The organism is Pseudoduganella aquatica (assembly GCF_020865585.1).
GTDB lineage: Bacteria > Pseudomonadota > Gammaproteobacteria > Burkholderiales > Burkholderiaceae_D > Rugamonas > Rugamonas aquatica_A.
Genome location: NZ_CP086370.1, coordinates 1,333,572 through 1,345,596, shown reverse-complemented (window position 1 = coordinate 1,345,596; position 12,025 = coordinate 1,333,572). Strand labels below are relative to the sequence as shown.

3 protein-coding genes, 2 tRNA genes and 4 rRNA genes are annotated in these 12,025 nt (G+C 56.2%); all 9 read right to left on the bottom strand.

Translation table 11 applies throughout. The features are described from left to right. Positions 1-133 precede the first annotated feature (133 nt). Positions 134-210: transfer RNA gene (locus KT882_RS05875), tRNA-Ile, on the bottom strand. A 63-nt stretch (positions 211-273) separates the two neighbouring features. Then, positions 274-1,804, bottom strand: a 16S ribosomal RNA gene (locus KT882_RS05870). A 268-nt stretch (positions 1,805-2,072) separates the two neighbouring features. Beyond that, positions 2,073-4,457 carry a penicillin acylase family protein gene (locus tag KT882_RS05865; RefSeq protein ID WP_228894923.1) on the bottom strand — a complete coding sequence of 795 codons (2,385 nt, stop codon included), beginning with the start codon at positions 4,455-4,457 and terminating at the stop codon, positions 2,073-2,075. Positions 4,458-4,553: 96 nt separating this feature from the next. After that, entirely contained in the window at positions 4,554-5,057 is a 504-nt protein-coding gene (locus tag KT882_RS05860; RefSeq protein WP_161075724.1) for a DUF3455 domain-containing protein, read from the bottom strand. A 127-nt stretch (positions 5,058-5,184) separates the two neighbouring features. Next, a 5S ribosomal RNA gene (rrf, locus tag KT882_RS05855) occupies positions 5,185-5,297 on the bottom strand. A 137-nt stretch (positions 5,298-5,434) separates the two neighbouring features. After that, positions 5,435-8,307, bottom strand: a 23S ribosomal RNA gene (locus KT882_RS05850). Positions 8,308-8,508: 201 nt separating this feature from the next. Continuing rightward, positions 8,509-8,584 (bottom strand) — tRNA-Ala (locus KT882_RS05845). 61 nt (positions 8,585-8,645) lie between these two features. After that, a 16S ribosomal RNA gene (locus tag KT882_RS05840) occupies positions 8,646-10,176 on the bottom strand. Together the 16S, 23S and 5S rRNA genes with 1 tRNA gene alongside form the textbook arrangement of a ribosomal RNA operon. A 340-nt stretch (positions 10,177-10,516) precedes the next feature. Beyond that, positions 10,517-12,025, bottom strand: coding sequence for a hypothetical protein (locus KT882_RS05835; RefSeq protein ID WP_228894921.1), 1,509 nt, complete (start codon positions 12,023-12,025; stop codon positions 10,517-10,519).

Below are 12,025 nucleotides of genomic sequence, written 5' to 3'. Positions count from 1 at the left end.
TACTGTGTTTGATGATTTATCTACTACCCTGAATATCTTGCGATATTCAATAAATCTTTACTTCTTCCAAATTGTTAAAGAACGATACTACTTAAACCTAAACGTCTGATCGCTTACGTTTAAACAGTAAAACTGGTAGGGCTGGTTGGACTCGAACCAACGACCCCCGCGTTATCAACACGGTGCTCTAACCAGCTGAGCTACAGCCCCAGAAAACGTTCTCTTTAAAAACAGCCGATAAGTGTGAGCGTTTGGCGTGGCGCCATACTCTAGAAAGGAGGTGATCCAGCCGCACCTTCCGATACGGCTACCTTGTTACGACTTCACCCCAGTCACGAATCCTACCGTGGTAAGCGCCCTCCTTGCGGTTAAGCTACCTACTTCTGGTAAAACCCGCTCCCATGGTGTGACGGGCGGTGTGTACAAGACCCGGGAACGTATTCACCGCGACATGCTGATCCGCGATTACTAGCGATTCCAACTTCATGCAGTCGAGTTGCAGACTACAATCCGGACTACGATACACTTTCTGGGATTAGCTCCCCCTCGCGGGTTGGCGGCCCTCTGTATGTACCATTGTATGACGTGTGAAGCCCTACCCATAAGGGCCATGAGGACTTGACGTCATCCCCACCTTCCTCCGGTTTGTCACCGGCAGTCTCATTAGAGTGCCCTTTCGTAGCAACTAATGACAAGGGTTGCGCTCGTTGCGGGACTTAACCCAACATCTCACGACACGAGCTGACGACAGCCATGCAGCACCTGTGTGAAGGTTCTCTTTCGAGCACTCCCCAATCTCTCGGGGATTCCTTCCATGTCAAGGGTAGGTAAGGTTTTTCGCGTTGCATCGAATTAATCCACATCATCCACCGCTTGTGCGGGTCCCCGTCAATTCCTTTGAGTTTTAATCTTGCGACCGTACTCCCCAGGCGGTCTACTTCACGCGTTAGCTGCGTTACCAAGTCAATTAAGACCCGACAACTAGTAGACATCGTTTAGGGCGTGGACTACCAGGGTATCTAATCCTGTTTGCTCCCCACGCTTTCGTGCATGAGCGTCAATCTTGACCCAGGGGGCTGCCTTCGCCATCGGTGTTCCTCCACATCTCTACGCATTTCACTGCTACACGTGGAATTCTACCCCCCTCTGCCAGATTCTAGCCTTGCAGTCTCCATCGCCATTCCCAGGTTGAGCCCGGGGATTTCACGACAGACTTACAAAACCGCCTGCGCACGCTTTACGCCCAGTAATTCCGATTAACGCTTGCACCCTACGTATTACCGCGGCTGCTGGCACGTAGTTAGCCGGTGCTTATTCTTCAGGTACCGTCATTAGCTCCGGATATTAGCCGAAACCGTTTCTTCCCTGACAAAAGAGCTTTACAACCCGAAGGCCTTCTTCACTCACGCGGCATTGCTGGATCAGGCTTGCGCCCATTGTCCAAAATTCCCCACTGCTGCCTCCCGTAGGAGTCTGGACCGTGTCTCAGTTCCAGTGTGGCTGGTCGTCCTCTCAGACCAGCTACTGATCGATGCCTTGGTAGGCCTTTACCCTACCAACTAGCTAATCAGATATCGGCCGCTCCAGGAGCACAAGGCCTTGCGGTCCCCTGCTTTCATCCGTAGATCGTATGCGGTATTAGCGTAACTTTCGCTACGTTATCCCCCACTCTTGGGTACGTTCCGATATATTACTCACCCGTTCGCCACTCGTCAGCGGAGCAAGCTCCCTGTTACCGTTCGACTTGCATGTGTAAAGCATGCCGCCAGCGTTCAATCTGAGCCAGGATCAAACTCTTCAGTTCAATCTCTGTTTAAAGTCCATAAATGGACTTGTCTGCGTTCCATGCCACTGGCATGTAACACCTCACTCAAAATACTGACGATTCCTTCTTTCGAAGGTCACGTTTAATATATTGTGTAAGCGTTTAATAATTTGAGCTAAGAAGCTTGCGCTTCCGGCATCATCATCAAACGCCCACACTTATCGACTGTTAATTTTTAAAGAGGTCTGCGTTTCTTGCTGAATCGTTGTGTTCAGCAGCAGAGAGACGAGATTATGGGGCTTGGTCTTCATTCCGTCAACCCCCTGCTCCGATAATTGCTATCGGCCCGTATCTGCTCCTGGCTGAATGGCAGCGGCGCCAATTGCTTGGCGGCGTACAAGGGCACTTGGTCCGCATAGTTGGCCGACTTCGGATCGGTTGATTGTCCATACACCAGCAGCCCTTGCGCTACCGGCCCAACGGCGTCGAAGCCCACCAGCTGGATATAGCTTGTACCCCAAACTATATTGCGATAACCATCTGCATTCAGGGCCGTTCCCATGTGTACCGAGTTATAGGAACCGTCGATATCACCGATGCCGCCGTGTACCGGCACCCTGACGCCATTGCGGATATCGGCCTGGTAATCTCCCAGCTTCCCGTCCAGCGGAACGCCCGCCGCTTGCAACTTGAGTGCAGCCGCCCGCAAGGCATTCAGCATCGCTGGCATCGCCGATGGCGCTACGCCATGCGGCGTATTGACCGGATCGTCCGGATTCATGGCCACGCGCCACCGGTTCGGGATAAGCGCGGCGGTGTTCCAGAATTCGCGGAACAGAATGGCGCCCCGGCTATCCAGATTCGCCCGCCTGTCCCACGCGGCGAGCACCTGGCAGGCAGCGGCCAGCACCGCATCGCCACCGGTGCAGCCGGCAAGCAGGTCCGGCAGCACCAGTTCCGCCGCATAGATGCGGTTGGCAAACAGCAGTTCCCGCAAATCGTCCGGCGACAGCTGCTGCTTCAACGCCAGCGCAGCATCCACCTGGCTGAAACCTATGCGAGTGCGCAACCCTTGCGCGATACCGACCGAGCCGTACATGGGCGAATATCCGAACGGCGGCGGCCCCAGCAACAAAGACTTCGAGTTGGCCAGCCAGTATCCGTCGTTGGAGTTGGCCACATAGTCGCTCCGCATCAGCGCCGGCGCGTGGGCCGGATTGAATATCCCGTCCGGTGCGCCATCTTGCTGCGCCCAGCCGCAACCGGTTCGCGCGCCGTCGAAGGACAGCAGCGCCGGGAACACCAGGCAGTCCGACAGGAAACGCTCGGTGGCGACCGCCGGCACCACGCTGGCGTCCGCGTACATGGTGTTGCCATCCCGGTCGGCTGCCACGGTGTTCACCCAGGGCAACCCAGCAATACGGTCAAGCGAACTCTTCATGCTGGCGATGCTGGTCGCCCGCCCTATGGCCAACCACTGTTCCAGCAACCGTGTGTTGTTGCGGTTGGCGTCCGCCAGCACATAAGCCTGCGTCGCGCTCCAGTTGACGCCGGCCTCGGGCTTGACCATCACCGCGCCGTGCTTGCTGAAGTAGAACACCTTACGCTTGCTGGCGATACTGCCGTCCGCCTGCAGCATGTCCACAGCCACCGTTTTCGCACTCATCTTCACCGGAACGCCGTCGACCATATATGTGGTGCCGGACGGATCAGCGGTATCGAGCGCCAGGCGGAAGGTGGTGAAATGGGCGGCCTTGGTGACGGTGTGGGTCCACGCCACGTCCTTGTTAAAGCCGATCACGACTATCGGCAGACCTCCCAGCATGACGCCCATCGCATCGTAAGAACCGCTCACGGTCAGGTGGACCTGGTAGAAGCGGTCGGTACTGGTCCACGGATAGTGCGGATTGCCAAGCAACATGCCACGCCCGTTCTGGCTGGCGTCCTTGCCAATAGCCAGGCCGTTGCTGGCCATGCGCGGCTTGAACAGTCCGGCCAGCATGGCGGGATTGGGCGCGGTCTTGCCGGCGCGGCGGCGCGCCAGCGGGACACCGGGATCGCGCGCGGCCGCCAGCACTTCCCTGGCAAAAACCTGGCCGGATGCGTGCAGCGCCTTTTCCGCTATCAGCAGATACAGGTCGTCCACCGAAATCGGCCGTACCCACTCCTTGCCGTTGCAGGCGGCCGGCAAGGCGCCGGCGTGGTCGCGCAGGAAGCGGTTGTAGCCGGCCGCATAGCCCTCCAGCAGATCGCGGATCTCCTGGCTACCGGCGGCGTAGCCGGCGCGCAGTTGCTCCAGGTCGAGGTAGCCCTTGAAGAAGAAATCGCTGTCTTCGTTTTTCAAATCGAAGCCATGCTCGTCGAGGTAGTCGATGGCCACGCTGTATTCGCCGTCGGCGCCCCTGGTGGGCATGGCGGCTCCGCCAAAATAGCGCGAGCGCTCGCCGCGCACGGTCAGCATGCTGTCGGCCAGCATGCAGACATTGTCCTCGGCATAGGCGTAGGCCATGCCATAGCCCAAGCCAATGAAGTTGTCGGCGCGGACATGGGCGACACCATGGGTGGTACGTGCCAGGTCGGCGCTGAAGCGGGGCGCAGGCTGGGGCGGCAGCGGTGCGGTGGCGGGAGCTTGCTTGTCGCCGCAAGCGGCGAGCAAGACGGTGCACAGGAGGAGCGGGCTGAGCAGTTTCATATGCGACCTTTCTACAGTAGGTCGAAACATCATCGCTGCCTATGCCCAACTCCGGTTTGCGCAAGCTCAAACCAGTGCCGTGCTACACGCCTGTCATCACGAAGCTTTGTAGAACACGTAGTCGGCCTGGTACTTCACCATCTGCTTGGCGCCGGCGTTGGCCGCGCTGCAGCTTTCGGATGGCGCCACGCCGCCCTGGGTGTTGATGCGCTGGATGTAGCTTATGCCGCTCATCATGCCGGAGCCGGTGGCAGGGCTGGCCTGTACCAGCTGGTGAGGAATGGAACCCGGCGTGGGCGACGGATGGACAGCCAACTGCTTGCCGGTTACCTTGCTGCCGTCGTTGGCTTCCCAGGTCGGGCCGCCGTAGTATTTGCCGACTGCAGTCTTGTTTTTGTCATAGAGAGTGGCGGTGGGGCCGATGAACGCCCATTCGTAGGCGTCGGGCATGCCGGCTTTCGCGCGGCACTCATAAGCCAGATCGCCTGCGCCGAGCGCAGTCATGACGGCTTTGTGGCCGGCCGGCACGGCAATCGGCGTGCCCTCGGATGCTTGGGCGGCGGTTGCAAAAACGGATAGCAGGAACAGAATGCGTTTCATCGGAATCTCCTGGTTAGTGCGGCAGGATGCCAGCACGCAAGACATATACGAGAGGAAACGCAAAACGGATTCAGGTAAACGCAAAAAACCCCCACCGGATCACCGGAGGGGGTTTTGCTTATAACTAGCCTGACGATAACCTACTTTCACACTGGTTGCAGCACTATCATCGGCGCAAAATCGTTTCACGGTCCTGTTCGGGATGGGAAGGGGTGGGACCGATTTGCTATGGTCATCAGGCTTTGACTTGTAAGCTTTGCAGCGCTAGGGCGCCACAACAGCTTTAAAACTTGGAAGAATTCAGATTTATTATGTAGCGATTGCGTATCAACATACGCACAACATGCGCACTTCTCGCCTATAACCATCAATGTTATAGGGACAAGCCTTACGGGCAATTAGTACTGGTTAGCTTAATGCATTACTGCACTTCCACACCCAGCCTATCAACGTCCTGGTCTCGAACGACCCTTCAAGGAGCTTAAAGCTCCGGGAAATCTCATCTCAAGGCAAGTTTCCCGCTTAGATGCTTTCAGCGGTTATCTCTTCCGAACTTAGCTACCCGGCAATGCCACTGGCGTGACAACCGGTACACCAGAGGTTCGTCCACTCCGGTCCTCTCGTACTAGGAGCAGCCCCCTTCAAATTTCCAACGCCCACGGCAGATAGGGACCAAACTGTCTCACGACGTTTTAAACCCAGCTCACGTACCACTTTAAATGGCGAACAGCCATACCCTTGGGACCGGCTACAGCCCCAGGATGTGATGAGCCGACATCGAGGTGCCAAACTCCCCCGTCGATATGAACTCTTGGGAGGAATCAGCCTGTTATCCCCAGAGTACCTTTTATCCGTTGAGCGATGGCCCTTCCATACAGAACCACCGGATCACTATGTCCTACTTTCGTACCTGCTCGACTTGTCGGTCTCGCAGTTAAGCACGCTTATGCCATTGCACTATCATCACGATGTCCGACCGTAATTAGCGTACCTTCGAACTCCTCCGTTACACTTTAGGAGGAGACCGCCCCAGTCAAACTGCCTACCATGCACTGTCCCCGATCCGGATCACGGACCAAGGTTAGAACCTCAAACAAACCAGGGTGGTATTTCAAGGTTGGCTCCACGAGAACTGGCGTCCCCGCTTCAAAGCCTCCCACCTATCCTACACAGATTGGTTCAAAGTCCAATGCAAAGCTACAGTAAAGGTTCATGGGGTCTTTCCGTCTAGCCGCGGGTAGATTGCATCATCACAAACACTTCAACTTCGCTGAGTCTCGGGAGGAGACAGTGTGGCCATCGTTACGCCATTCGTGCAGGTCGGAACTTACCCGACAAGGAATTTCGCTACCTTAGGACCGTTATAGTTACGGCCGCCGTTTACTGGGACTTCAATCAAGAGCTTGCACCCCATCATTTAATCTTCCAGCACCGGGCAGGCGTCACACCCTATACGTCCACTTTCGTGTTTGCAGAGTGCTGTGTTTTTATTAAACAGTCGCAGCCACCAGTTTATTGCAACCCTTTCGCCCTACTGAAGTAAATCAGCCAAGCTACCGGGGCGTACCTTTTCCCGAAGTTACGGTACCAATTTGCCGAGTTCCTTCTCCCGAGTTCTCTCAAGCGCCTTAGAATACTCATCTCGCCCACCTGTGTCGGTTTGCGGTACGGTCTCGTATGACTGAAGCTTAGAGGCTTTTCTTGGAACCACTTCCGATTGCTACGTGAACAAGTTCACTCGTCCCACTCCCTTGAATTACGCGCCCGGATTTGCCTAAGCGCCTTCTATGAAGCAGAAACTGACTATTCCAACAGTCAGACAACCTTCCGCGATCCGTCCCCCCATCGCATCATACGACGGTGCAGGAATATTAACCTGCTTCCCATCAGCTACGCATCTCTGCCTCGCCTTAGGGGCCGACTCACCCTGCTCCGATGAACGTTGAACAGGAAACCTTGGGCTTACGGCGTGGGGGCTTTTCACCCCCATTATCGCTACTCATGTCAGCATTCGCACTTCTGATACCTCCAGCATCCTTTACAAGACACCTTCGCAGGCTTACAGAACGCTCTCCTACCATATCCTTGCGGATATCCGCAGCTTCGGTGACTGGCTTAGCCCCGTTACATCTTCCGCGCAGGACGACTCGATCAGTGAGCTATTACGCTTTCTTTAAATGATGGCTGCTTCTAAGCCAACATCCTGACTGTTTTAGCCTTCCCACTTCGTTTTCCACTTAGCCAATCTTTGGGACCTTAGCTGGCGGTCTGGGTTGTTTCCCTCTTGACGCCGGACGTTAGCACCCGACGTCTGTCTCCCAAGCTCGCACTCATCGGTATTCGGAGTTTGCAATGGTTTGGTAAGTCGCGATGACCCCCTAGCCATAACAGTGCTCTACCCCCGATGGTGATACTTGAGGCACTACCTAAATAGTTTTCGGAGAGAACCAGCTATTTCCAAGTTTGTTTAGCCTTTCACCCCTACCCACAGCTCATCCCCTAATTTTTCAACATTAGTGGGTTCGGTCCTCCAGTGCGTGTTACCGCACCTTCAACCTGGCCATGGGTAGATCACTTGGTTTCGGGTCTACACCCAGCGACTGGCGCCCTGTTCGGACTCGATTTCTCTACGGCTCCCCAATCTGGTTAACCTTGCCACTGAATGTAAGTCGCTGACCCATTATACAAAAGGTACGCAGTCACGGAACAAGTCCGCTCCTACTGTTTGTATGCACACGGTTTCAGGATCTATTTCACTCCCCTCCCGGGGTTCTTTTCGCCTTTCCCTCACGGTACTGGTTCACTATCGGTCGATTACGAGTATTTAGCCTTGGAGGATGGTCCCCCCATATTCAGACAGGATTTCTCGTGTCCCGCCCTACTTGTCGCATACTTAGTTCCACACATCGCATTTCGTGTACGGGGCTATCACCCGCTATGGCCGCCATTTCCAGAGCGTTCCACTATGCGTCATGCTAAATCATGCAGGCTCATCCCATTTCGCTCGCCACTACTTTGGGAATCTCGGTTGATTTATTTTCCTGCAGCTACTTAGATGTTTCAGTTCGCCGCGTTCGCTTTGCATGCCTATGTATTCAGCATGCAATGACCTATAAGGCCGGGTTTCCCCATTCGGAAATCCTCGGATCAAAGCTTGTTTGTCAGCTCCCCGAGGCTTATCGCAGACTTCTACGTCCTTCATCGCCTGTAATCGCCAAGGCATCCACCATGTGCACTTATTCACTTGTCCCTATAACATTGATTCCTTGCGACTAACAAAGAATCGTCATAAAGCAAGAAGTACTACGTTGTTGCGTTTGTTGATACATACAATCACTACCCTCGTTCAATCTTGCGATCAAACGAAAATAATAAATCTTTACTTCTTCCAAATTTTTAAAGAACGGTACAACTCAAACCTAAACCACAGAGGCTTACGTTTGAACTGTAATGGTGGAGGATGACGGGATCGAACCGACGACCCCCTGCTTGCAAAGCAGGTGCTCTCCCAGCTGAGCTAATCCCCCTGAGTTCTTCAATCTTCAACAGCCGATAAGTGTGAGCGTTTGGCGTGGCGCCATACTCTAGAAAGGAGGTGATCCAGCCGCACCTTCCGATACGGCTACCTTGTTACGACTTCACCCCAGTCACGAATCCTACCGTGGTAAGCGCCCTCCTTACGGTTAAGCTACCTACTTCTGGTAAAACCCGCTCCCATGGTGTGACGGGCGGTGTGTACAAGACCCGGGAACGTATTCACCGCGACATGCTGATCCGCGATTACTAGCGATTCCAACTTCATGCAGTCGAGTTGCAGACTACAATCCGGACTACGATACACTTTCTGGGATTAGCTCCCCCTCGCGGGTTGGCGGCCCTCTGTATGTACCATTGTATGACGTGTGAAGCCCTACCCATAAGGGCCATGAGGACTTGACGTCATCCCCACCTTCCTCCGGTTTGTCACCGGCAGTCTCATTAGAGTGCCCTTTCGTAGCAACTAATGACAAGGGTTGCGCTCGTTGCGGGACTTAACCCAACATCTCACGACACGAGCTGACGACAGCCATGCAGCACCTGTGTGAAGGTTCTCTTTCGAGCACTCCCCAATCTCTCGGGGATTCCTTCCATGTCAAGGGTAGGTAAGGTTTTTCGCGTTGCATCGAATTAATCCACATCATCCACCGCTTGTGCGGGTCCCCGTCAATTCCTTTGAGTTTTAATCTTGCGACCGTACTCCCCAGGCGGTCTACTTCACGCGTTAGCTGCGTTACCAAGTCAATTAAGACCCGACAACTAGTAGACATCGTTTAGGGCGTGGACTACCAGGGTATCTAATCCTGTTTGCTCCCCACGCTTTCGTGCATGAGCGTCAATCTTGACCCAGGGGGCTGCCTTCGCCATCGGTGTTCCTCCACATCTCTACGCATTTCACTGCTACACGTGGAATTCTACCCCCCTCTGCCAGATTCTAGCCTTGCAGTCTCCATCGCCATTCCCAGGTTGAGCCCGGGGATTTCACGACAGACTTACAAAACCGCCTGCGCACGCTTTACGCCCAGTAATTCCGATTAACGCTTGCACCCTACGTATTACCGCGGCTGCTGGCACGTAGTTAGCCGGTGCTTATTCTTCAGGTACCGTCATTAGCTCCGGATATTAGCCGAAACCGTTTCTTCCCTGACAAAAGAGCTTTACAACCCGAAGGCCTTCTTCACTCACGCGGCATTGCTGGATCAGGCTTGCGCCCATTGTCCAAAATTCCCCACTGCTGCCTCCCGTAGGAGTCTGGACCGTGTCTCAGTTCCAGTGTGGCTGGTCGTCCTCTCAGACCAGCTACTGATCGATGCCTTGGTAGGCCTTTACCCTACCAACTAGCTAATCAGATATCGGCCGCTCCAGGAGCACAAGGCCTTGCGGTCCCCTGCTTTCATCCTTAGATCGTATGCGGTATTAGCGTAACTTTCGCTACGTTATCCCCCACTCTTGGGTACGTTCCGATATATTACTCACCCGTTCGCCACTCGTCAGCGGAGCAAGCTCCCTGTTACCGTTCGACTTGCATGTGTAAAGCATGCCGCCAGCGTTCAATCTGAGCCAGGATCAAACTCTTCAGTTCAATCTCTGTTTAAAGTCATTGCTGACTTGGTCGCTCTTCAAAATAACTGACGATTCCTTCTTTCGAAGGTCACGTTTAATTTTTTCGTTGAGCGTTTAATAATTTGAGCTAAGAGGCTTGCGCCTCCGGCATCATCATCAAACGCCCACACTTATCGACTGTTAATTTTTAAAGATCTGCTGCGTTTGACAAAGCGTTTTGTTTGTCAGCAGCGAAGAAGGAAGATTATGAGGCTTGTCGTTACTTCCGTCAACCCCCTGTTTTTCCTTCTATCCTGCGCTGCGTATGTTCAGCAGCGCGGGGACAGAACTATAGCAAGCCGCTCCGCAGCTTGCAAGCCCTAGCGCAAAATTATCGTCTGGCGCTTCCAGGCCGGGTCTTGCCACTTGTAGAACGCGGACAGCGACTCCGGCTTGTCGGCCGCACGCTCCACTGCCAGCGACGGAATGCTCACCAGTTCGAAGCTGCGCTTGTATGCGCCAGCACTGCGCACCTCGCGGGCGACCAGCATCTTGTCCGTACCCGGCACCCAGCCTGCGAATTCAGCGTACCCGATATCCGGTTCACTGCTTGCGGGCGGCAGTACGTCCGCAACCCAGGCGGCGCCTTCTTTACGGAATATCCATAACTCGCGCCAGCCATCCATGGGCTGCACCGCCAGGGCCAGGGCGGTTCCCGCAGCATTCACGCGGGCCGATGCGTTCCAAACGATGCCGTAGGTGCAGCGCCGCAGCAGCGGATTTGCCGCCGTGTGTTTGCCGTCGACCAGCAGCACGCAGGTTTCGCCGGGCTGGCCCAGTGCGCTGGTTACCGCAAGCCCAGCCGGTGCGACCAGCTTCATAGCAGCAGGAGGCGCCGGCTCCAAGGCCCAGCGCACCCCACCCAGCCTGACCGCCGCCTCCCCGTATGCCGCGCTGTCCTCTTCCGCCAATTCGGCCTTGTTCACGCCGGCGAGCGCCTCAAGCGCGCGGTTCGCGGCAGCCGGGGCATCCACGCCCTTGCGCGCACGCTGGAAGGCGATCGCGGACCACACGGATGCGCGCCGCATGCGCAAGCGATTCTGCACATGTTCCGGCAGTCCTTCGGCCGGGACGCTATCAAGCACGCCGGCGCGCCAAACGTCATACGCCGCGCGCTGCGTCACGCCCAGCGCCGGGTCGATGCACGCCGGCTTGGTCAGGGCCAGCGCGGCATTGGCGCGCTGCATCGGCGTGACACGCGGCAGCGAGGCGGCGCCGGTCGGCTGCAACGGCGCACCCGCTATCGGCACAGTCGTCGCCGCAGCCATTCCCGCAGCCATCCCGATCACGCGCCGGTACGCGTCGCCGTCGTAGCACAGGCGGACCTGGCCGTCCTGCTCCACGCCCCGCAACACCACGCCATATTGCGCCACCACCTCCAGATGCGCCGATGTGGCCTGCTCCACCTGCGGGGTCTGGCGGGACGAAGCGCGCTGTGCCAGCCGCTCGGCCATGGCGCCCAGCGCATCGAATGGCTCGCCGTTGATGGCGTCCGCCGGCGCAGCTTTCAGATAGGCCGCCGTGTAGGCGATACCGAGTGCTTCGCTGCCCGGCGTATCACGCAGAAAACGCACCACCGACAGCAATGCCGGCGCATCGGCAGGCGTATCGCCCAGCATGCGCACCCGCGACGCGCGGATATAACCGGTCCGCTCGCGCCTGTGGTCATACACTTGCAGGAAATCCTGGCGCTGCCCGCGTACTTCCAGCACGTCGCCCTGCCACAGCAGCGCCTGCTGCTGGGCCGTATCGCGGGCGGCGGCGCGCAGCGGCGCCTGGTCCTGCACCACCACGGCCAGTGCGGCCGCCGCAACCACACTCGCGAGCAT

Bases quoted from the DNA above. Each gene is read 5' to 3' on its own strand.
- KT882_RS05865 (WP_228894923.1), bottom strand. From the start codon at position 4,457: ATGAAACTGCTCAGCCCGCTCCTCCTGTGCACCGTCTTGCTCGCCGCT.
- KT882_RS05835 (WP_228894921.1), bottom strand. From the start codon at position 12,025: ATGCTCGCGAGTGTGGTTGCGGCGGCCGCACTGGCCGTGGTGGTGCAG.
- KT882_RS05860 (WP_161075724.1), bottom strand. From the start codon at position 5,057: ATGAAACGCATTCTGTTCCTGCTATCCGTTTTTGCAACCGCCGCCCAA.